Genomic DNA, 19,746 nt, shown 5'->3' with positions numbered 1-19,746 from the left:
GCTCAGCGTACCGAGCGCAGGGAGCTGTTGACCCGTGGCAGCACGCGGCCCATCACTTCAGCGATGTAGCTGAGGAACAGCGTGCCGACCGAGCTCTTGTAATGTTGCGGGTCACGGCTGGCGATGGCCAGGATTGCGTGGATGCCCTGGTGGCTGACCGCGACCACGGCGGTGGAGCCGATCTGTTTGCGCTGCTCTTCGCCGAACAGGAAGTCCAGTTCGTGTTCACGCAGGCTGCCGCTGACGCTCTTGCCTTCGGTGAGCAGGCCGCCGATGGCGGTCTGCGCGTCGGCGTGAGTGACCCAGCGACCGACCGGCGCCGGGTTGTCACCCAGCAGGATCAGGCTGACGAAGGGCACCTGGAAATCCTGGCGCAGGCTGTCTTCGACACTGATCACCACGTCTTCCAGTGTGGCTGCGTCCATCAGCGCGAGGATCAGGCGACGGGTCTTGTCAAACAGACGATCATTGTCCCGGGCCACGTCCATCAAGTGTGAGAGACGGTGGCGCATCTCGATGTTGCGGTCGCGCAGAATGGACATCTGGCGCTCGACCAGCGACACGGTATCGCCGCGGCGATGGGGGATGCGCAGGGACGGCAGCAGTTCTTCGTGCTCGACGAAGAAGTCCGGATGAGCCTCCAGGTACGCGGCAACCGCTGCCGCCTCCAGGCTTTCGGGTGCTGTTTCAGTGGACTTTCGGGCGGGTACCTGAGGCTTGTCGGTCATGGCTTCTGCTCACTCAAAGACGCACTTGTCCTTCGTATACACGCACTGCCGGACCGGTCATCAATACCGGTTGGCCGGGGCCTGCCCATTCGATGGACAGGCGCCCGCCCGGCAGGTCGATCAATAGTGGCGAATCCATCCACCCCTGGCTGATCGCAGCTACAGCCGCCGCGCAGGCGCCGGTACCGCAGGCCTGGGTTTCCCCGGCACCGCGTTCCCAGACGCGCAGTTGTGCGCGGTGACGGTCGATGACCTGGAGAAAACCGACGTTGACCCGAGCCGGGAAGCGCGGGTGGTGTTCGATTTTCGGCCCCAGTTCATGCACCGGTGCGGTGTTGATGTCCTGCACGCGCAGGACGGCGTGGGGGTTGCCCATCGACACTGCCGCCAGCTCGACCGGCGTACCGTCGACGTCGACCTGGTAACTCAAGGCCTGTTCGTCCGCCTGGAACGGAATCTCCGCCGGCAGCAGGCGCGGGGCACCCATGTTCACACCGATCTGGCCGTCGTTACGGACGTCCAGTTCGATGATGCCGCCCTTGGTCTCGACGCGAATTCGCCGTTTGGCGGTCAGGCGCTTGTCGAGCACGAAGCGGGCGAAGCAGCGTGCACCGTTGCCGCACTGCTCCACTTCGGAACCGTCGGAGTTGAAGATCCGGTAACGGAAGTCCACATCCGGATTGCTCGGTGCCTCGACGATCAGCAACTGGTCGAAACCGATGCCGGTGTGCCGGTCGCCCCACATTTTTGCGTGCTTGGGCTGAATATGCGCGTGCTGGCTGACCAGGTCGAGGACCATGAAGTCGTTGCCCAGGCCGTGCATCTTGGTAAAACGCAGCAGCATGGGGTTACTCCGGCAGCAGGCTTTCGCCGGCAAACAGCTCGGCCACGGTCTCGCGGCGACGCACTTCGAATACCTGATCGCCATCTACCAGCACTTCGGCGGCACGGCCGCGAGTGTTGTAGTTGGAGCTCATGACAAAGCCGTAGGCCCCGGCTGAATGCACGGCCAGCAGGTCACCTTCCTCCAGCGCCAGTTCACGATCCTTGGCGAGGAAGTCGCCGGTCTCGCAGATCGGGCCGACCACGTCGTACTTGCGTGCTGCGGTGTCGCGCGGCTTGACCGCCGTGACGTCCATCCAGGCCTGGTACAGGGCCGGGCGGATCAGGTCGTTCATCGCCGCATCGACGATGGCGAAATCCTTGTGCTCGGTGTGCTTGAGGTACTCGACCTGTGTCAGCAGCACGCCGGCGTTGGCGACGATGAAGCGGCCCGGTTCGAACACCAGCGCCAGATCGCGACCGTCGAGACGTTCGCGCACGGCCTTGATGTAGTCGGCTGCCAGCGGCGGCTCTTCATCGCGGTAACGCACACCCAGGCCGCCACCGAGATCGATGTGGCGCAGATGGATGCCGCAATCGCCCAGGCGGTCCACCAGATCAAGCAGGCGATCGAGCGCGTCGAGGAATGGTGGCAGGGTGGTCAGTTGCGAGCCGATATGGCAATCGACGCCGACCACTTCCAGGTTCGGCAGGTGCGCGGCACGCACGTACACGTCTTCGGCGTCGGCGATGGCGATGCCGAACTTGTTCTCTTTGAGACCGGTGGAAATGTACGGGTGGGTGCCGGCGTCGACATCCGGGTTCACGCGCAGGGAGATCGGTGCACGAACGCCCAGCTCGGCGGCGACCACTTGCAGGCGCTCCAGCTCGTCGGTGGATTCGACGTTGAAGCAATGCACGCCGACTTCCAGCGCACGACGCATGTCGTCACGGGTCTTGCCGACGCCGGAGAACACGATCTTGTCAGGGCTGCCGCCGGCGGCCAGGACGCGTTCCAGCTCGCCACGGGAGACGATGTCGAAACCGGCGCCGATGCGGGCCAGGACATTCAGGACGCCGAGGTTGGAGTTGGCCTTGACCGCGAAGCACACCAGGTGCGGCATGCCGGCCAGCGCATCGGCGTAAGCCAGGTACTGAGCCTCGATATGGGCGCGGGAGTAGACGTAGGTCGGTGTGCCGAAGCGATCGGCGATGGCGGACAGCGCCACACCTTCCGCGAACAGCTCCCCGCCACGGTAGTTAAAAGCGTCCATGGCGATCCCTTAGTAGACGTCGTGCTTGTGGGCCTTGGAGACAGGCTTTTGCGAAGACTGGGCTTGTGCGGCCGGATCCTGATCTTCATCGGGCAGGTACAGCGGGCCTTTCTGACCGCAGGCCGAAACGAGGCAGGCAACCGCGACGATCGCAGCGATGGAAGAGATCAGGCGCTTCATGGCGAAATCCTTGAAAATGCGTTAATTGCGCCGGAGTATACCGGCCACCCGTCAGCTTGCCTATGCGACGGGGTCCCCGTCCGGCGGGGCCTGCCCGAAGCGCGTGCAGGCAGGGGGATTGGTCGTTATCCTTTGCAATCGGCCGGCCGCGTCCGTATCTTGCGGCGCTTGAGCCTGATCAGACATTTTTTGAGGTTGCCGCAATGAGTTTGTCCGAAGCCCGTTTCCATGATCTGGTCGACGCCACCCAGCAGGCGTTGGAGGACATCTTTGATGAAAGTGGTCTGGATCTGGACATGGAGAACTCGGCCGGTGTGCTGACTGTCAAGTTCGACAACGGCAGCCAGTTGATCTTCAGCCGCCAGGAACCTCTGCGTCAGCTATGGCTGGCCGACCGTTCCGGTGGTTTCCATTTCGACTATGACGAGCAGGCCGGCAAGTGGGTCTGCGAAAAGACCGAAGAGTTGCTGGGCGAAATGCTGGAGCGCATCGTCTGGGAGCGCGCCGGCGAGAAACTCGATTTCGACGAAATCTGAGATGAGCACTGCGCCACGTCCTGCCAAACCGCTCTACAGCAATGTCAGTCCGGCAGTGCCATCGCCGTGTACCGGCGTCTGTCGGTTGGATGAACAGAAGGTCTGTCTCGGCTGCATGCGTCATGTCGAAGACATCCGCGAGTGGCGTTCGGCCGATGACGAGCGCCGTCGGGTGATCTGCGAGCAAGCAGCCCGGCGCAGGCAGCTCTGCGGGACGTAGCTTGTATATTTTTTGAGCTGTGATAGTGTCCGAACACGCCTCAACCCATCGAGGCCTGGTAAAAACCCCGTCTTTTTTGGCGGGGTTTTGCTTTTTTTGTGTGCAGAAGAAAGGAGTCTGCCCGGATCATGACCGCACCTTCCATCACCCTTACCCGTCTGGACGTGCAACGTCTGGAGCGCCTGATCGACAGCCTGGATGACACGCTGCCGGGCGTGATTGCGCTGCAAACCGAACTGGATCGCGCCGATACCCTGGTCGGCCACGATGAAGTGCCCGCCGATGTGGTGACGATGAATTCCCGAGTGCACTGTCGCGAAGAAGGCAGTGGCAAGGACTACCACCTGACGCTGGTCTACCCGAAACACGCCAACGCCGATGAAGGCAAGATTTCGATCCTGGCCCCGGTCGGCAGTGCGCTGCTGGGCCTTAAGGTCGGCCAGCACATCGACTGGCCGGCACCGGGCGGCAAGACCCTGAAACTGACCTTGCTGGAAGTCGAATCGCAACCGGCCAACGGTGGCGACTTCCCGGAATAACCCTGTCTCAGACCTGCTCGAGCGCCTCGTTCATCGCGCGTTCCAGGTCGGCCTTGTAACGCAGATACAGATTGCTCGAACTCTGCCCGTCACCGATCACACCCGACAGGTCCAGGTCGGTGATGTAGCAGCGATAGCGCTCGGTTTCCCGACGCTGGCCGACGATTTCCCGGGCGACCACGCTGAACAGCTGGTCGCCATGTTCCAGTTCGCAGAATTCTCGCTGATTGCAGTACAACGTGACCTGCACCTCGCCGGGTGCGGCCTTGCCGACGATCGCCTGCACGTCGTAGAACGGTTTGTTGGCCGGCGTCTGTGGCGGCGGACGCATTTCGACCCGACGTGCACGTCCCGGTCCTGACGGCAGTAACTGGTAATACAGGATTTCAAGGCCGGCGGCATGGCCTGAATCCATCGGCAGCAGCGCTTCGCGCCGGAACTGGATCGATTGCAGGAACCGCTGCAACGGCACCAGCAGGCTTTGCTCGTCGTGGTACGGCAAGTGTTGTTGCCACAACGCATTGAATTCGTCGAGTACATACAGCTCGGCCGTCTGTTCGGTGATCCGGTAGAACACCTGAATGCATTCGGGTTGGCCCATCGGCAGGATGAGCGCAAGGTCGTGGTCTTCCAGCGCCATCGGGTCCAGATGCAAGGGGCTGTAGCGCGGCTGCTCCTCGCCCAGGTAATCGAGCAGCGCCGGCAGGGTGGCGAGAGCGACATGGCTGACCTGGCCCGGCACCAGTTCCAGCACGTGATAGTGCTGCTGCACCTGAATCAGGTAGCGGTGATTCAGGTCGCTGAGCAGCAGGTTCTGCGCGGTATCGACGATCTCTTCCACCCGGCGGGCGATGAATTGCGCGCGGTTGTGGCAGAAACAACGCACTCGAAGCGACGGCTGTTGCGGTCCGCGCGGCAGGTTGTTGAGGTAGTCGCGCAGGCAGTCGAGCAGCGCATGCGGGCCGTCGAAGCGGTTGACCAGCACTTCGTTCCAGCTGTTGAGCGTGACCTGATCCAGCGTCAGTACGAGGTTTTCGCGCACGCCGGCATAGCTCAGCGAATCCGTGCGCTCGGTGGTCATCAGAATGTTCAGGTCGCGATGGTGCTTGAGCGGATCGACGCCGACATTCACCAGCATCAGCACTTCGCTCGGCACGCTGGCGCGCAGCAACGGTTCTTCGGCGACGGTCGGCAAGGGCAGGGTGATGCTCTGTTGCAGGCTGCCGAGCAGATTGAACAGCTCGAATTCGCTCAGATCACTGGTGCCCGGATGCAGGGCCAGTCGGGTGCTGCTGTCGATCACGCCGTTGCGGTGGCACCAGGTCAGCAGCTCCAGCAGATGGCGGCAGCGCTTGATCGGGGCGAAATGTTCCCACTCCAGCGCCGTCAGGCTGCCGTTGTACAGGCCCCACTGGGTCTGCCCGGGTTCCTTTTTGTTCGGTGACTGCACCAGGGTCAGGGTGTCTTCGGCCAGGTCCGGGGCGATGCCGGGGTTGATGAACTCGACCTTGTCGGCCTTGCGTTCGAACGCGGCGTACAGGCGCCGACCGAGAACGTTGAGATCGCGCTTGTTGATCAGGCTGACAGTCTGTTCGGAGCGGGCGAACTGGGTCAGGAAGCGATAGCTGTAGTTCAGCTCGTTGACCAGAGCCCGGCGCTCGGCGCTGACCTGGCGCACTTTCCATTGGCTGCGGCTGTCGAGCAAAGCCAGTTGCCGCGGGTCCCAGTGCCATTCGCCGGCCAGTCTTTCCAGCAGAGAGCGTTGCCAGCTCTGGGTGCGGCTGTTGCCGGTGAGCTTGCGGTTGACCTTGAGGTACAGCGCACGGCGCACCAGTTCCAGCCGTTCCGGTTCGTTACGGGCGGTGAGGTATTCCTCGATCCGGCGGTAAACCACCATGTACGGATCCAGTTCGTCGAGGTCGAGTCTGTTGGCAAATACCGCCGCTTTGAAGCGCAGGCTCAGGCACTGCACCTGTGGATGCTCGCTGGCATAGACCTCGATCAGCAACAGCTTGAGCACCGATTTGTAAGGCGATTCGATGCCCTTGAACAACTGCCAGAGCCCGGCGCCGACGAACTCGCCGGGCGGAATGTGCGCCAGAGGCCCCAGATCGAGGGTTTCATCGTTACGGATGAAACGCTTCGAGAGCAGCGTGTGGGTGTACTGGTCGTACGTCTGTTCTTCGTAGACCGGCACCAGCCACCAGATCGGCGTGCGCCCGGCCAGCCAGATCGCGGTGCGGTAAAACTCGTCCAGCAGCAGGTAGTGCTGGGTGGTGCCGCAATCTTCGGAGCTGAGCTGGGTATCACGCTCGCCTTTGACGAAACGCACCGGGTCGATCAGGAAGAAATGCGCCTCCGCCCCCTGACTCGCTGCCCAGGCTTCGAGCAGCTGGCATTTCTTGCGCAATTCGGTGATTTCGCTGTCGCTCAGGTCGGGCGCATGGCAGACCCACACGTCCATGTCGCTCTGGTCGGCCTGGGCCAGGGTGCCGAGGCTGCCCATCAGGAACAGGCCGTGAATCGGTCGTGGCGGGTTGCTGCCGTGGCGCGGCTTGTAGGAAAACGAGCGGGTCAGCCGCTGGGCCTCGGCGAGTGCATCGGCATCCGGCTCGTAATTCGACAGCCCGGCGGGCGTGCTGCCCGAGACATAACCGGGCAGCAGCGGATGATTGACGTGAAAAAACAGTGGCAGCAAGGTCAGCACGCTTTGCTGGCGTGTCGACAGACCTTCCCGCGCCCGGTTCAGGCGGCCATCGTTGAGTTTCAGAAAGCGTGCGCGCAGCTGGCTGAGTACCTTGCGGTCGATTCCCTCGTCCAGGTCGGGGCGGATTTCTTGGGTGCGGGTCATGTCGGCTCAAACCGGCTCGCAGGGCTCGGAGGCAGAGGGTCACGGAATGCGAGGGAGTTTAGCGCCTGTGCAGCGCGAGCATTAAGCTGAATTTGTTTTTTTGACGCCGGATTTCCACCGCGCGACGCCGGCGATAGCTCAAGCCGGCCCGCGGAAAACCCTTGGCAGAGGTTTCCGTGGGCAAAGTGGGGAAAATCAGGCGGTTTGTTGCTCTTTGAGAATTGTCAGTACGGTTTGCACGTTCTGCGCGGCATCGCGACCGAGGCTGGTCAGATAACCGCCATCAGGCTGGTCGGTCAGTTCTTTTTCGTAGAGGCGTTTGGCTGCAGCGATATGTTTCGGGGCAGCGGTCTGATGGATTTTCAGACCTTCCTGGGAACTGTCCAGGTTGAAGAGTGCGAGGACTTCCAGTTCGGCAACCAACTCAGGGGTAAGCGACATAAGGACTCCAGACTTTCTAGGAATTGAACGACAGCGCCCCTAAGGTGAACCTGTCGGCGCGGCCTGTCCAGCGTGCGCCAGGGTTTTTGTCCCGGGGGTGGATTCCAGTGTAGTCAGGGGGCGGGAGAAGGCCGGTTGGAAGGGTGACAAATTGTGTGGGAGCGGGGACGGCTCCCACGGCCGGGGTATCCGGTTACGGCTTTTCCGGCGGCAATTCAGGCAGGGCGCGAAGGGCCGCTTCGTACCATTCGGTATTGAACGCACGGTCCTCGTCCAGCATGGCGTCGATTTCGTACGCCAGCACATGGGCCATCAGGTTCAGGGTGTCTTCGCGTTCGTAACCGACCAGGGTCAGCTTGTTGAAGGTCGCCTTGGCCGCGGGCGGGTTGTCGCTTTCGATCTGGTTTTCGATGGCTTCGATCAACGTGCTCTCGGTGAACGCTTCGTCGTCGTTATCGATGTCTGTCGGCTCGCTCATGGCAGGCTCCTCAAGGAAAGGCGTCAGTTTACCCGCATTCAGCGGCGTGATGCTGCTGGCAGGATTCCCCGGAGCGATCTATAAACAGGCACTGCCCACCCCGCACGGCCTGGAGGCTATGTGATGTTCAAGCTTTACGGATTCTCAGTCAGCAACTACTACAACATGGTCAAACTGGCGCTAATGGAAAAGGGCCTGCCGTTCGAGGAAGTGACCTTCTACCCGACGCCAACGCCGGAGTCTCTGGCCATCAGCCCGCGCGGCAAGGTGCCGGTGCTGGGGGCCGAAGGGGGCTACATCAATGAAACGATGGTGATGCTCGAATACCTCGAAACCACCCAGAAGGGTGTTCCGCTGCTGCCGACCGAACCGTTCGCCCGGGCGCAGGTGCTGGCGGTGGCCAAGGAAATCGAGCTGTATATCGAATTGCCGGCCCGTGCCTGTTATGGCGAAGCGTTCTTCGGCGCGGTGCTGCCGGAGGCGATCAAGGAAAAAACCAAGGCTGAATTGTTGCTGGGGTTCGCAGCACTGGGCCGTCATGGCAAGTTCGCCCCGTATGTGGCGGGCGACAGCCTGAGCATCGCGGATCTGTACTTCCTCTACAGCGTGCCGCTGGCGGTTGCGGTGGGACACAAGCTGTTCGGTCTGGATCTGCTGGCGGACATGCCGAAGGCCAAGGCGTTGCTGGAGCGACTTGAACAGAATCCGCACGTGCAGAAGATTGCAGCGGACAAGGAAGCGGCGATGCCTGCGTTTTTGGCGATGATCGCAGCCAAAAAGTAGAAAATTGTTCTGAAGCGAGTTCGCGGGCAAGTCGAAGATTCGACTTGCCCGCGATGCTTTTAACGGCTGGCGATCAATGCCTGACCGCGAGCAACGGCAGCCTTGACCTGCGCCGGTGCGGTGCCGCCGATGTGGTCACGGGCATTCACCGAGCCTTCCAGGGTCAGCACGGCAAACACGTCCTGTTCGATCTGGTCGCTGAACTGACGCAGTTCTTCCAGGCTCATTTCCGCCAGATCCTTGCCGGTATCGACGCCGTACTTCACGGCGTGGCCGACGATCTCGTGGCAGTCACGGAACGGCAGGCCACGGCGAACCAGGTAGTCGGCAAGGTCGGTGGCGGTGGAGAAACCGCGCAGCGCCGCTTCACGCATGATCGCGTGTTTCGGCTTGATCGCCGGGATCATGTCGGCAAAGGCACGCAGCGAGTCGCGCAGGGTATCGGCGGCGTCGAACAGCGGCTCCTTGTCTTCCTGGTTGTCCTTGTTGTAGGCCAGTGGCTGGCCTTTCATCAGGGTCAGCAGGCCCGTCAGTGCGCCGAACACTCGGCCGGTCTTGCCGCGTACCAGTTCCGGCACGTCGGGGTTCTTCTTTTGCGGCATGATCGAGCTGCCGGTGCAGAAACGATCCGGCAGATCGATGAACTGGAACTGCGCGCTGGTCCACAGCACCAGCTCTTCGGAGAAGCGCGACAGGTGCATCATCGCGATGCTGGCGGCCGAGCAGAATTCGATGGCGAAATCACGATCGGAGACGTTGTCCAGCGAGTTGCCGCCGACGGCGTCGAAGCCCAGCAGCTGTGCGGTGTATTCCCGGTCGATCGGGTAGGTAGTGCCGGCCAGCGCGGCGCTGCCCAGCGGCATGCGGTTGGTGCGTTTGCGGCAGTCGACCAGGCGTTCGTAGTCGCGGCTGAGCATTTCGAACCAGGCCAGCATGTGATGCCCGAAGGTCACAGGCTGGGCGGTCTGCAGGTGGGTGAAGCCCGGCATGATGCTCGCGGCTTCACGCTCGGCCTGCTCCAGCAGGCCTTTTTGCAGACGGGTGATCTCGGCCAGGATCAGGTCGATCTCATCACGCAGCCACAGGCGGATGTCGGTAGCGACCTGGTCGTTGCGGCTGCGGCCGGTGTGCAGCTTCTTGCCGGTGATGCCAATGCGGTCGGTCAGGCGTGCCTCGATGTTCATGTGCACGTCTTCGAGGTCCACGCGCCAGTCGAACTGGCCGGCCTCGATTTCGCCCTGAATGGTCTTCAGGCCATCGATGATGCTGTCGCGCTCGGCATCCGTCAGCACGCCGACTTTGGCCAGCATGGTGGCATGGGCGATCGAACCCATGATGTCGTGGCGATACAGGCGCTGGTCGAAAGTGACGGAGGCGGTGAAGCGGGCGACGAAGGCGTCGACGGGTTCACTGAAGCGGCCGCCCCAGGACTGATTGGTCTTGTCAGTGCTCATGAATTCGCTCGTATCGGCTTGAAGAAAGAAGGCGTGAAACGCTGGCGCGGATAATAACAGGGTTGCCAATCCTGTCGCTGACACTGGTCGATACGTTTTTTTCTCATCTCTGCGTTCATAGTCTCCGTCGGTTCCGGGAGATTTGCGCAAGGATATTTTCCGATTGAGCAATATCGGCCCGGCGAGCGTCTACAGTTGGACTAAGGGTCGGCGTGACTGTGGACCGTGCAAAGGTTCAGTCGCCGACTATAAAAAGAGAGGGGTGGGTGTTTTGACCATCGGCATACCCTGCGTAAAACGCAGACAGCAGCGAGCCTTGAGTGGCGCGTCCCGGGTATCGACAAATATTGCCGGCCGACGTACGGCACTTTTTGGCGCTCGCGCTAGTCTTAGCGTGGATCGCGGTGACGGACGTCACTCCACTTGTCTACGCTATCCTTGTGCGAGACTCACGCAGGAATCCAGCGCAATATGAATGTCCTGATCGTTGATGACGAACCACTGGCCCGCGAGCGCCTCGCCCGAATGGTGAGCGAGCTCGAGGGCTACACAGTCCTGGAGCCCAGCGCCACCAATGGCGAAGAAGCGTTGGCACTGATCGACAGCCACAAACCGGATATCGTGCTGCTCGATATCCGCATGCCGGGCCTCGATGGCCTGCAAGTCGCTGCCCGCCTGTGCGAACGCGAAACTCCGCCCGCCGTGGTGTTCTGCTCCGGTATCGATGAATTTCCCTTGGAGGCCCTGCAGGCCAGCGCCGTGGGCCATGTGGTGAAACCCGTGCGAACCGAACATCTGCAGGAAGCCCTGAAAAAGGCCGAACGTCCGAATCGGGCTCAGCTCTCGGCCCTGACCCGCCCTGCCGCGGAAAGCGGCAATGGCCCACGCAGTCATATCAGCGCCCGCACTCGCAAGGGCATCGAACTGATCCCGCTGGATCAGGTGGTGTATTTCATTGCCGACCACAAATACGTGACCTTGCGCCATGAAAGCGGTGAAGTCCTGCTGGACGAGCCGCTCAAGGCGCTGGAAGACGAGTTCGGCGAGCGCTTCGTGCGGATCCACCGCAATGCACTGGTCGCCCGTGACCGGATAGAACGGCTGCAACGCACCCCCCTGGGCCACTTCCAGTTGTTCCTCAAGGGCCTGAACGGTGATGCACTGATCGTCAGTCGCCGTCATGTGGCGGGCGTGCGAAAAATGATGCAGGGCCTTTAGTCCGTAGTCTCCGGGCGATTCTGCGTGCTTTTCACCAGGTATTGCCGGCCAGGGAGGCCGTGCCGTTTCTGATTCAGGTCAAAGTGGATTTGGCTGAGCTGTTATCATCCGCCGTATCTATTCAGTACGGATTGATCCATGTCCTCTCGCGAAATCCGCATCGCCACCCGCAAAAGTGCACTGGCCCTCTGGCAGGCCGAATACGTCAAAGCCCGTCTGGAAGCGGCCCATCCGGGATTGCTGGTGACGTTGGTGCCGATGGTCAGTCGCGGCGACAAGCTGCTCGATTCCCCTCTGTCGAAAATCGGCGGCAAGGGTCTGTTCGTCAAGGAACTGGAAACCGCGCTACTGGAGAACGAAGCCGACATCGCCGTCCATTCGATGAAGGACGTGCCGATGGACTTCCCCGAAGGTCTCGGCCTGTTCTGCATCTGCGAGCGCGAAGACCCGCGTGATGCCTTTGTTTCCAATACCTTTTCAAGCCTGGATGCATTGCCTGCCGGCAGTATTGTCGGCACCTCCAGCCTGCGTCGTCAGGCGCAATTGCTGACGCGCCGTCCCGACCTGGAAATCCGCTTCCTGCGCGGCAACGTCAATACCCGCCTGGCCAAGCTCGATGCCGGCGAGTACGACGCGATCATCCTCGCAGCGGCCGGCCTGATCCGTCTGGGATTCGAAGACCGCATCACTTCGGCGATCAGTGTCGACGACAGCCTGCCTGCCGGTGGCCAGGGCGCCGTCGGTATCGAATGTCGCAGTGCCGATACTGAAATCCATGCCTTGCTCGCACCGTTGCATCACGCCGATACGGCTGACCGTGTGAGCGCCGAGCGTGCTCTCAACAAGCGCTTGAATGGTGGCTGCCAGGTGCCGATCGCCTGCTATGCCGTGCTTGAAGGCGAGCAATTGTGGCTGCGTGGCCTGGTCGGAGAACCGAGCGGCGGCAAGCTGCTGGGCGCTGAAGCCCGGGCGCCGCGCTCTGAGGCTGAAGCGCTGGGTGTGCAGGTCGCCGAAGATCTGCTTCGCCAGGGGGCCGACGATATTCTCAAGGCAGTCTACGGCGAGGCAGGTCACGAGTGACCACCTGGCGCCTGCTGCTGACGCGCCCCGCCGACGATTGCGAGGCGCTGGCCGGGGTGCTGGCCGGGCAGGGGATTTTCAGCAGTTGCCTGCCGCTTTTGGAAATCGCCCCTCTGCCGGTCTCTGACACAATGCGCCAGGCGTTCGACGGGTTGTCGCGCTTTAGCGCGGTGATCGTGGTCAGCAAGCCGGCGGCACGTATTGCTGCGCAATTGATTGATGCCGTGCCGGCCGTGCCCTGGTTCAGTGTTGGCGCAGCGACGGCGCAGATTCTTCGGGATCGGGGTCTCGATGCGCATTGCCCGGACGAAGGCGATGACAGCGAAGCCTTGCTGCAATTGCCGCGACTGCTCGAGACCGTTGCACAGCCTGGCGCGCGGGTGTTGATCCTGCGCGGAGAGGGCGGTCGCGAGCTGCTGGCCGAGCGCCTGCGCGCGCTTGGTGCTAGTGTCGAGTATCTGGAACTGTACCGCCGTGACCTGCCGGACTATCCGCCACGGGAACTGCCCCGACGGATTACGGCGGAACGCCTGAACGGGCTGGTGGTCAGCAGTGGACAGGGTTTTGAGCACCTGCGCCAATTGGCCGGCGATACCTGGCCGGCGCTTGCGCAGTTGCCATTGTTTGTTCCAAGCCCAAGGGTCGCCGAGCAGGCACGTGCCGCCGGGGCCCGAACAGTTGTGGATTGTCGTGGCGCCAGTGCCGCGGCTTTGCTGACGGCGTTACGGGAGTATCCCGTGCCCGTTCTCTAATGCAAAGGATGGATACGTGAGCGAAACAGCCTTGCCTAAAGATGACGTTCAACCTGTGATCGATGCACCGGTTGATGCACCGCCACCGGTCGCCGAGCCGCGCCGAGGCAACGGATTGGCCATTGTCGCACTGCTGCTGGGCGCCGCCGGTGTTGCAGTGGGTGGCTGGGGTGTCTGGCAGGTGAAGCACCTGCAAGCCAGTACCCAGGAGCAATTGAGTCAGGTGCAGACATTGAGCGATCAGGCCCAGACCCTGAGACTCAACGACCAGCGTCTGACCGAGCGTCTGGCACAATTGCCCGGCGCCGACGAACTCGCCGATCGCCAGCGTCTGGTGACGCAGCTCCAGGGTGATCAGCAGCGGCTCAATCAACGCCTGGAAACCGTCCTCGGCGCCAGCCGCAAGGACTGGCGTCTGGCAGAGGCCGAGCACTTGTTGCGTCTGGCGAGCCTGCGCCTCTCTGCCTTGCAGGACATCAGCAGTGCACAGGCACTGGTGCAAGGGGCCGACGAAATACTCAAGGAGCAGAATGACCCGGGTTCCTTTGCCGCACGCGAGCAAGTGGCGAAGACACTGGTGGCGTTGCGCAGTACCGAACAGCCGGACCGTACCGGCCTGTTCCTGAAGCTGGGCGCGCTGCGCGATCAGGTCATCGGGCTCACCGAGCTGGCGCCCGAATACAAGGATCGTGGCGATTCGCTGCTGGGCCTGACCGCCGATGGTGATGGTGCCAGTCGCTGGGCGCAGTGGTGGGATCAGATCTCGCGCTACATCCGCATCGATTTCAACGCCGACAAGAACGTACGGCCATTGCTCGCCGGGCAGAGCCTGAGCCAGGTGCGCCTGGCCCTCAGCCTGTCGCTGGAGCAGGCGCAATGGGCGGCGCTCAACGGTCAGGCGGCGGTGTATAGCCAGGCGCTGACCGAAGCGCGGGATGTGCTCAAAGGCAACTTCAACCCGGACAACCCGCAGAGCAAAATCATGCTCGAACAGGTGGCGGAGTTGAGCAAGCAACCCGTCACGGTTGTCACTCCGGATCTGGCGGGCACCCTCAGTGCGGTGCAGGCCTATCTCGAACGTCGCAATGTCAATGCTGAAGACTCGGTGAAGCCCTTCGCCAGACCTGCTGCCACCGCGCAGGAGACCACGCCATGAAACGCCTGTATGTCATCGTGTTTCTGGTCATCGCAGCGACAGCGGCCCTTGGACTGGCGATCGCCGAGCATTCCGGTTACGTGCTGGTGGCTTACAAGAGCTTTCGCTATGAGTCGAGCCTGTGGGCGACCCTGGCTCTGGTCGCGGTGTTGTGGCTGCTGGTCTGGGGTATCAAGGCGCTGGTCGAGCTGGTGCTGACTTCCGGTGGCGTGGTCAATCCATGGTCGCGCCGCAACCGCAGTCGCCGCGTGCAAGTGGCGATCGAGCACGGCCAGCTGGACCTTGTCGAAGGACGCTGGGCCAGCGCTCAGCGTCATCTCTACCGGGCCGCGGAGGCCGAGCGCCAGCCGTTGCTGTATTACCTCGGTGCCGCCCGTGCCGCCAATGAGCAAGGCAACTACGAAGAAAGCGATCGGTTGCTGGAGCGCGCCCTCGAGCGTCAGCCACAGGCCGAGCTGGCCATTGCCTTGAGTCACGCGCAACTGCAGACCGATCGCGGCGATACGGAAGGCGCACTGGTGACCCTGCAGGCCATGCGCGAGCGTCACCCGCACAATGTCCAGACCCTGCGCCAATTGCAGCGTCTGCATCAGCAGCGAGGCGATTGGTCGGCCGTCATCGGGCTGCTGCCCGAGCTACGCAAGGACAAGGTCCTGCCCCCCGCCGAGCTGGCCGAACTGGAGCGTCGCGCCTGGGGCAAGAACCTGTCGCTGGCAGCGCATCGCGAAGAAGATGGCGTGGCTGGCCTGCAGTCGCTCAATCGTGCCTGGCAACAACTGAGCTCGTCGCAGCGCCAGGAACCGCCGCTGGTTCTGGCCTATGCCGAGCAACTGCGTCAACTGGGTGCTCAGGTCGAAGCCGAGGAAGTGCTGCGCAGCGCCCTCAAACGCAAGTATGACAGTCATCTTGCGCGGCTTTATGGCCTGGTGCGTGGCAACGATCCAGCCCGTCAACTGCAGACCGCCGAAGGCTGGCTCAAGGATCACCCTGCGGACCCGAGCCTGTTGCTGACGCTCGGTCGCCTGTGTCTGCAAGCCAGTCTTTGGGGCAAGGCGAGGGATTATCTGGAGAGCAGCCTGCGTACCGAGCGCAATCCGGAAGCCTGTGCCGAATTGGCGCGATTGTTGGCTCGACTCGGCGATACCGAGCGCAGCAATCAGTTGTTTCAGGAAGGTCTCGGCCTGCTGGATGAGCGTTTGCTGGCCGCGCCGTTGCCGGCCCAGGTGCACGCCTGAATCAGCGAGGGAGCGCGCTCCCTCGCTCGCACTTTCGCCCGAATAGTGATCGCTTTTCCCCTTCCTCGGCAAAGTCCTACAGGGGACTACACCCATTCCTCTCATGCCTGTCGGGATTTCCCTACACTTCTGGTGAAGTGTCGTCAGTGGTCCGCCTTGAAAGGCCGAGGCCCTTTACTCTACCGTTACTCCCTGTCTTTATTGTTACGGATTAGCCATGTCGGCGACCTGCTCACGCTCCCTGTTTTTTATGGTTTTCACGGCGGGAATCCTGGCGCTGGGAGCTTCCTACTACCTTGAGTACACAGTCGGCCTCATGCCGTGCAGCCTGTGTCTGGTGCAGCGACTTTTCCTGAGTGTCCTCATCGCCTGCTGCGCAGTGGCAGCCGTGCACGGACCCCGGCGCTTCGGTCTGTCGCTCTACTGGTTCGGTGCACTGTCGGCCAGCCTCGGCGGCACGATGGCCGCGTGGCGTCAGGTACTGCTGCAGAGTGATTCGCTGCATCACATGGCGCAGTGTTCGCCCGGCATTCAAGAGTCATTCAGTCATCTGCCCTGGCTGTGCGCTCTGGGGCGGATGTTCAATGACAATGAGGATTGCGCGCAATTGTCCTGGACGTTGTTCGATCTGAGCATCCCGGAGTGGAGCCTGCTGTTTTTTGTCGCCATGTCGATCCTGGCGGTTTATCAATTGCTGCGGCTGGCCTGGAGCGCTCTGCAACGACCGCTCAGCGACGAACCGTCGCAGCGGGCGCTGGTCAGGGATTAAACACTTGTATGAACTTTCTCTCCTGCGTACCTTGAAGCCATAGGCGTGCGGGCATAATCTGGCCCGCACGTGTCATTGGATTCGTGTTGCTCGATGACGCTCTGTCTGTCCGCCTCTAATAGCAACAATCCGCAAAAGGGGCGCAGGTGCAGGGCAGCATGACCCACAAGGGAAGAGAGATCGCCATGCTCGAAAGTTGTCAGAATGCTCAGGAACGTTGGGGTGGAGTTCATCTGCTGATCGACCGCTGGCTCCAGGAGCGTGAGGACTTGGTGAAGGCGTTTCGCGAGTTGCGTGATGCCCGGCCTGCGTTTGCAGACAAGTCGAAGAACGGTCGATTCTGTCAGATCATGGTTGATTACCTGTCCGCCTGGCACTTCGAGGTGTGTGAGCAGTTGGTCAACGAGGCCAGGGCGTTCGACGATGTGCGCGGACTGGAACTGGCAGACAAGGTCGGGCCTCGCCTGGATGAGATCAAGGACTATGCGTTGTCATTCAACGACCACTGCCACAAAGGCGAGTGCAATGATCCCGAGCGTTTTGCCGAAGCGCTGCAAAAACTCGGAGGGCAGTTGCGGGAACGTTTCGAACTGGAAGACTGCCTGATCGAAGTACTGCATACGGCTCACAAGGAAGAGGATCCGGTTCAGGCCTGAGCCGACCCTGCAAGACACCAGAACGGTGCGCCAACAGCGCACCGTTTTTTATTGGGTGCTCAACTGGTCGCGCCGCGCAATTCGACTTCGAACACCAGCGGTGTGAACGGTGCGATCAAGTCGCCGGCACCGTCGGCGCCATAAGCCTGATCCGATGGAATCACCAGACGCCACTTCGCACCCACCGGCATGTTTTGCAAGGCGGTACGCCATCCGGCGATCACACTGTCGAGGTTGAACCACTGTGGTTGAGTGTTCTGGTCGAACACGGTGCCGTCCGGCAGGCGACCGATATACAACACCTGCACCTTTCCGTCGGGCCCCGCCTTCGCGCCATTGCCGGGCGCCAGTTCGGTCAGCAGGATGCCATCAGCCAATTCTTTAACACCTGGCCTGGCTTTTTCGGCCGAGAGAAAGCGTCGCTCGTTCTCCATCGCGGCGTCAGTCGAAGGCATGGTCGCCTGCTCGGCCGTTTGCGATTCGTGATCGGCCAGGATCTGCTCGATGCGTGCTTCACTCAGTGCCAGAGGCTTGCCCTGATAAGCCTGTTGCAGACCTTCGATCAATGCCTGGAGCTGTAGCTGCGGCACTTCCTGGCGCAGTCGCTCACCGAGGCTGGCGCCCAGGCTGTAAGCCAGATCGTGGGCATCGTTCGCCGTGGTTTTTTCGTCAGCCTGAGCTACGGAAAACATCATGCAGAGGGATAAAAAAAGGTAGCGCGACATGGGCACTCTCCATCCTGAATTGCGGTGGATTATGCCAGCGCGAACGTCTGCAACGGTGAACTGCTTTTGCCAATACGCAGAAGTTTTTCGCGAGCTTGCAACCGAGTGCTTCCGATACGGTCAACATGCCCTAGCGGCGGTAGCAGCAGAGGTCTAGTATGAGCCGCACTCACGTCAGCCAGGAGGTAAACCATGTCGGCCACCAAGAAGCCTGTAAACACTCCGTTGCATTTACTCCAACAACTCTCGGGCAGCCTGCTCGAGCATCTGGAAAACGCTTGCTCCCAAGCCCTGGCTGATGCTGAAAAACTGCTCGCCAAACTGGAAAAGCAACGCGGCAAGGCGCAAGAGAAACTGCACAAATCCCGCACCAAATTGCAGGACGCAGCAGCAGCCGGCAAAGCCAAGGCGCAGACCAAGGCCAAGGCTGCCGTGAAAGAGCTGGAAGATCTGCTCGATGCGCTGAAGGAACGTCAGTCCGACACCCGCAGCTACATTCTGCAGCTCAAGCGCGATGCCCAGGAAAGCCTGAAACTGGCCCAGGGTGTCGGTCGTGTCCAGGAAGCCGTGGGCAAGGCGCTGTCTCTGCGTTCGGCCAAACCGGCAGCGGCGCCTGCGAAGAAAGTGGCTGCCAAGCCTGCTGCAAAAGCACCGGCCAAAGCGCCAGTGAAAGCCGCTGCAAAACCAGCCGCGAAGAAACCTGCAGCCGCCAGCGCTGCTAAACCTGCGGCCAAAACCACAGCAGCCAAACCAACTGGTGCCAAGCAGGCTGCTGCAAAACCAGCTGCCAAACCTGCGGCGAAAACCGCTGCTGCGAAGGCCGCTCCGGCAAGCACTGCCGCTGCGAAACCCGCTGCCAAGCCAGCCACCAAAGTGGCTGCAAAGCCGGCAGCAAAGCCAGCCGCTAAAGCTGCTGCCAAACCAGCCGCCAAAACTGCTGCTGCCAAGCCTGCGGCGAAAACCGCTACCAAACCTGCTGCCAAAGCGGCGGCGAAACCAGCGGCCAAACCTGCGGCAAAACCCGCTGCCAAACCAGCCGTCGCCGCGAAGCCTGCAACCACCGCAGCCAAGCCAGCGACCGCTGCCAAACCAACCGCCAAGCCATCAGCGAAACCTGCTGCAAAACCTGCGGTGAAAAAACCTGCCGCTGCCAAGCCAGCTGCCGCCAAGCCAGCAGCAAAACCAGCTGCAGCAAAACCTGCCACTGCGCCGGCTGCCAAACCTGCCGCACCGGCAACCCCGGCTCCGACTGCAACACCGGCACCGGCCGCCACTACCTCGACCACCGCAACCACGCCATCCCCGGCGCCGGTGTCGAGCGTCGCCAGCAACCCGTCCAGCGCTTCCTAAGCGCCGGTCGCCGCGACGCGCAGCACTTGCAGCGCGTCGCGGTTCAGGTTGGCCGCAGGGCCGGCCAGCACCTCCAGCCAGTCACTCGATTCCTTCGAATTGCGCTTCCAGCCTTGTGCGGCGCCTTCAAATCGCGACAGAAGTGCACGCTCCGCTTCCAGCTCCAATCCCTTGATCTGCTCGCGCATTCCCTTGAGCACCGGATCGGTCTCGGCCAGGGTTTTCCACTGCATGCGTAATGTGCGTAACGGTTGCACCACTTCCCGGTCCCAAGGTTCTGTCAGTTCCAGAAGCTGCCGGACGCGTACCTCGTCGCACGTCGCATCGCGCTGTTCCAGCCATAAACCACACAGCATCAGGCACACATTGGCTCCCGCCGATTGCAGGCGCAGGCAGGCCTCTTCCACGCCGGGACGGGCGTAGACGGCAAGGGCAAAGCTCCACAGGTCAGGGGACATCGTGCTACTCGCGCCAGTTGTGAGCGAAGCTGGTAGACTCC

22 protein-coding genes are annotated in these 19,746 nt (G+C 61.8%); 12 read left to right on the top strand and 10 right to left on the bottom strand.

The genetic code is table 11. The annotated features are described in order from the left end of the window. Nucleotides 1-2 precede the first annotated feature (2 nt). Genes ACK6BI_RS02705 through lptM form a run of 4 tightly spaced genes read right to left on the bottom strand, consistent with a single transcriptional unit; the run spans nt 3 to nt 3,004 of the window. Entirely contained in the window at nt 3-728 is a 726-nt protein-coding gene (locus ACK6BI_RS02705) for a DUF484 family protein (RefSeq protein ID WP_409315896.1), read from the bottom strand. A 13-nt stretch (nt 729-741) separates the two neighbouring features. Beyond that, complete coding sequence (gene dapF / locus ACK6BI_RS02700; RefSeq protein ID WP_065258144.1) at nt 742-1,572, bottom strand: diaminopimelate epimerase; 831 nt, start codon at nt 1,570-1,572, stop codon at nt 742-744. 4 nt (nt 1,573-1,576) lie between these two features. Beyond that, a complete protein-coding gene (gene lysA, locus ACK6BI_RS02695; protein ID WP_065258143.1) occupies nt 1,577-2,824 on the bottom strand; it encodes a diaminopimelate decarboxylase in 1,248 nt (415 codons plus the stop codon). A 9-nt stretch (nt 2,825-2,833) separates the two neighbouring features. Then, complete coding sequence (gene lptM, locus ACK6BI_RS02690; RefSeq protein ID WP_082302373.1) at nt 2,834-3,004, bottom strand: LPS translocon maturation chaperone LptM; 171 nt, start codon at nt 3,002-3,004, stop codon at nt 2,834-2,836. A 203-nt stretch (nt 3,005-3,207) separates the two neighbouring features. Between lptM and cyaY the strand changes: the two genes are divergently transcribed. From cyaY to rnk, 3 genes are all read left to right on the top strand, one after another. Then, nucleotides 3,208-3,540 carry an iron donor protein CyaY gene (gene cyaY, locus ACK6BI_RS02685; protein WP_065258142.1) on the top strand — a complete coding sequence of 111 codons (333 nt, stop codon included), beginning with the start codon at nt 3,208-3,210 and terminating at the stop codon, nt 3,538-3,540. A 1-nt stretch (nt 3,541) separates the two neighbouring features. Beyond that, the gene (locus ACK6BI_RS02680; RefSeq protein ID WP_065258141.1) at nt 3,542-3,760 is read left to right on the top strand and encodes a DUF1289 domain-containing protein; all 219 of its coding nucleotides are present in this window, start codon (nt 3,542-3,544) and stop codon (nt 3,758-3,760) included. A gap of 128 nt (nt 3,761-3,888) precedes the next feature. Then, nucleotides 3,889-4,299: a nucleoside diphosphate kinase regulator gene (gene rnk / locus ACK6BI_RS02675; RefSeq protein ID WP_065258140.1), complete on the top strand. Its 411-nt coding sequence runs from the start codon at nt 3,889-3,891 to the stop codon at nt 4,297-4,299. A 7-nt stretch (nt 4,300-4,306) separates the two neighbouring features. Here the strand turns inward: rnk and ACK6BI_RS02670 are convergent, their stop codons facing one another. The 3 genes from ACK6BI_RS02670 to ACK6BI_RS02660 all read right to left on the bottom strand — a co-directional run bounded on the left by ACK6BI_RS02670 (nt 4,307) and on the right by ACK6BI_RS02660 (nt 8,069). Then, a complete protein-coding gene (locus ACK6BI_RS02670; protein ID WP_409315895.1) occupies nt 4,307-7,150 on the bottom strand; it encodes a class I adenylate cyclase in 2,844 nt (947 codons plus the stop codon). A gap of 195 nt (nt 7,151-7,345) precedes the next feature. Further along, on the bottom strand, nt 7,346-7,591 hold the full coding sequence (locus ACK6BI_RS02665; protein ID WP_065258138.1) for a TIGR02647 family protein: 246 nt from the start codon (nt 7,589-7,591) through the stop codon (nt 7,346-7,348). A 193-nt stretch (nt 7,592-7,784) separates the two neighbouring features. Continuing rightward, a complete protein-coding gene (locus ACK6BI_RS02660; RefSeq protein ID WP_409315894.1) occupies nt 7,785-8,069 on the bottom strand; it encodes a hypothetical protein in 285 nt (94 codons plus the stop codon). A 123-nt stretch (nt 8,070-8,192) separates the two neighbouring features. On the opposite strand from ACK6BI_RS02660, the gene ACK6BI_RS02655 reads away from it, so the two are divergent. Further along, entirely contained in the window at nt 8,193-8,852 is a 660-nt protein-coding gene (locus tag ACK6BI_RS02655; RefSeq protein ID WP_409315893.1) for a glutathione S-transferase family protein, read from the top strand. A 59-nt stretch (nt 8,853-8,911) separates the two neighbouring features. Here ACK6BI_RS02655 and argH read toward each other — a convergent pair whose 3' ends face one another. Next, complete coding sequence (gene argH, locus ACK6BI_RS02650; protein ID WP_260521486.1) at nt 8,912-10,306, bottom strand: argininosuccinate lyase; 1,395 nt, start codon at nt 10,304-10,306, stop codon at nt 8,912-8,914. Between the two features lie 471 nt (nt 10,307-10,777). Between argH and ACK6BI_RS02645 the strand changes: the two genes are divergently transcribed. The 7 genes from ACK6BI_RS02645 (at nt 10,778) to rsd (ending at nt 17,172) form a co-directional block, all read left to right on the top strand. Next, complete coding sequence (locus ACK6BI_RS02645; RefSeq protein ID WP_065258134.1) at nt 10,778-11,524, top strand: LytTR family DNA-binding domain-containing protein; 747 nt, start codon at nt 10,778-10,780, stop codon at nt 11,522-11,524. A 138-nt stretch (nt 11,525-11,662) separates the two neighbouring features. After that, complete coding sequence (gene hemC, locus ACK6BI_RS02640; RefSeq protein WP_409315892.1) at nt 11,663-12,604, top strand: hydroxymethylbilane synthase; 942 nt, start codon at nt 11,663-11,665, stop codon at nt 12,602-12,604. Beyond that, a complete protein-coding gene (locus ACK6BI_RS02635; RefSeq protein WP_409315891.1) occupies nt 12,601-13,356 on the top strand; it encodes a uroporphyrinogen-III synthase in 756 nt (251 codons plus the stop codon). Before hemC ends, ACK6BI_RS02635 begins: the two co-directional genes overlap by 4 nt. A gap of 16 nt (nt 13,357-13,372) precedes the next feature. After that, nucleotides 13,373-14,512, top strand: coding sequence for a uroporphyrinogen-III C-methyltransferase (locus ACK6BI_RS02630; RefSeq protein WP_409315890.1), 1,140 nt, complete (start codon nt 13,373-13,375; stop codon nt 14,510-14,512). Further along, complete coding sequence (locus ACK6BI_RS02625) at nt 14,509-15,747, top strand: heme biosynthesis HemY N-terminal domain-containing protein (RefSeq protein ID WP_409315889.1); 1,239 nt, start codon at nt 14,509-14,511, stop codon at nt 15,745-15,747. Before ACK6BI_RS02630 ends, ACK6BI_RS02625 begins: the two co-directional genes overlap by 4 nt. A gap of 217 nt (nt 15,748-15,964) precedes the next feature. Beyond that, nucleotides 15,965-16,516: a disulfide bond formation protein B gene (locus ACK6BI_RS02620; RefSeq protein ID WP_409315888.1), complete on the top strand. Its 552-nt coding sequence runs from the start codon at nt 15,965-15,967 to the stop codon at nt 16,514-16,516. 185 nt (nt 16,517-16,701) lie between these two features. Then, nucleotides 16,702-17,172: a sigma D regulator gene (gene rsd, locus ACK6BI_RS02615; protein WP_409315953.1), complete on the top strand. Its 471-nt coding sequence runs from the start codon at nt 16,702-16,704 to the stop codon at nt 17,170-17,172. Between the two features lie 59 nt (nt 17,173-17,231). Here rsd and ACK6BI_RS02610 read toward each other — a convergent pair whose 3' ends face one another. Then, nucleotides 17,232-17,897 carry an FKBP-type peptidyl-prolyl cis-trans isomerase gene (locus tag ACK6BI_RS02610; RefSeq protein ID WP_065258128.1) on the bottom strand — a complete coding sequence of 222 codons (666 nt, stop codon included), beginning with the start codon at nt 17,895-17,897 and terminating at the stop codon, nt 17,232-17,234. Between the two features lie 192 nt (nt 17,898-18,089). Here ACK6BI_RS02610 and ACK6BI_RS02605 point away from each other — a divergent pair, with 192 nt between their 5' ends. Then, nucleotides 18,090-19,247, top strand: a complete 1,158-nt coding sequence (locus ACK6BI_RS02605; RefSeq protein WP_409315887.1) for an AlgP family protein — start codon at nt 18,090-18,092, stop codon at nt 19,245-19,247. Here ACK6BI_RS02605 and ACK6BI_RS02600 read toward each other — a convergent pair. After that, entirely contained in the window at nt 19,244-19,705 is a 462-nt protein-coding gene (locus ACK6BI_RS02600; protein ID WP_409315886.1) for a TIGR02444 family protein, read from the bottom strand. The genes ACK6BI_RS02605 and ACK6BI_RS02600 overlap by 4 nt on opposite strands. Nucleotides 19,706-19,746: the final 41 nt, after the last annotated feature.

This window comes from Pseudomonas sp. KCJK9016 (assembly GCF_046231795.1).
Classification (GTDB): Bacteria; Pseudomonadota; Gammaproteobacteria; order Pseudomonadales; family Pseudomonadaceae; genus Aquipseudomonas; species Aquipseudomonas bananamidigenes.
This window is presented reverse-complemented; position numbering and strand designations above follow the sequence as displayed.

Coding starts and splice junctions, on each gene's coding strand:
- ACK6BI_RS02705 (WP_409315896.1), bottom strand. CDS start 728: ATGACCGACAAGCCTCAGGTACCCGCCCGAAAGTCCACTGAAACAGCA.
- dapF (WP_065258144.1), bottom strand. CDS start 1,572: ATGCTGCTGCGTTTTACCAAGATGCACGGCCTGGGCAACGACTTCATG.
- lysA (WP_065258143.1), bottom strand. CDS start 2,824: ATGGACGCTTTTAACTACCGTGGCGGGGAGCTGTTCGCGGAAGGTGTG.
- lptM (WP_082302373.1), bottom strand. CDS start 3,004: ATGAAGCGCCTGATCTCTTCCATCGCTGCGATCGTCGCGGTTGCCTGC.
- cyaY (WP_065258142.1), top strand. CDS start 3,208: ATGAGTTTGTCCGAAGCCCGTTTCCATGATCTGGTCGACGCCACCCAG.
- ACK6BI_RS02680 (WP_065258141.1), top strand. CDS start 3,542: ATGAGCACTGCGCCACGTCCTGCCAAACCGCTCTACAGCAATGTCAGT.
- rnk (WP_065258140.1), top strand. CDS start 3,889: ATGACCGCACCTTCCATCACCCTTACCCGTCTGGACGTGCAACGTCTG.
- ACK6BI_RS02670 (WP_409315895.1), bottom strand. CDS start 7,150: ATGACCCGCACCCAAGAAATCCGCCCCGACCTGGACGAGGGAATCGAC.
- ACK6BI_RS02665 (WP_065258138.1), bottom strand. CDS start 7,591: ATGTCGCTTACCCCTGAGTTGGTTGCCGAACTGGAAGTCCTCGCACTC.
- ACK6BI_RS02660 (WP_409315894.1), bottom strand. CDS start 8,069: ATGAGCGAGCCGACAGACATCGATAACGACGACGAAGCGTTCACCGAG.
- ACK6BI_RS02655 (WP_409315893.1), top strand. CDS start 8,193: ATGTTCAAGCTTTACGGATTCTCAGTCAGCAACTACTACAACATGGTC.
- argH (WP_260521486.1), bottom strand. CDS start 10,306: ATGAGCACTGACAAGACCAATCAGTCCTGGGGCGGCCGCTTCAGTGAA.
- ACK6BI_RS02645 (WP_065258134.1), top strand. CDS start 10,778: ATGAATGTCCTGATCGTTGATGACGAACCACTGGCCCGCGAGCGCCTC.
- hemC (WP_409315892.1), top strand. CDS start 11,663: ATGTCCTCTCGCGAAATCCGCATCGCCACCCGCAAAAGTGCACTGGCC.
- ACK6BI_RS02625 (WP_409315889.1), top strand. CDS start 14,509: ATGAAACGCCTGTATGTCATCGTGTTTCTGGTCATCGCAGCGACAGCG.
- ACK6BI_RS02620 (WP_409315888.1), top strand. CDS start 15,965: ATGTCGGCGACCTGCTCACGCTCCCTGTTTTTTATGGTTTTCACGGCG.
- rsd (WP_409315953.1), top strand. CDS start 16,702: ATGCTCGAAAGTTGTCAGAATGCTCAGGAACGTTGGGGTGGAGTTCAT.
- ACK6BI_RS02610 (WP_065258128.1), bottom strand. CDS start 17,897: ATGTCGCGCTACCTTTTTTTATCCCTCTGCATGATGTTTTCCGTAGCT.
- ACK6BI_RS02605 (WP_409315887.1), top strand. CDS start 18,090: ATGTCGGCCACCAAGAAGCCTGTAAACACTCCGTTGCATTTACTCCAA.
- ACK6BI_RS02600 (WP_409315886.1), bottom strand. CDS start 19,705: ATGTCCCCTGACCTGTGGAGCTTTGCCCTTGCCGTCTACGCCCGTCCC.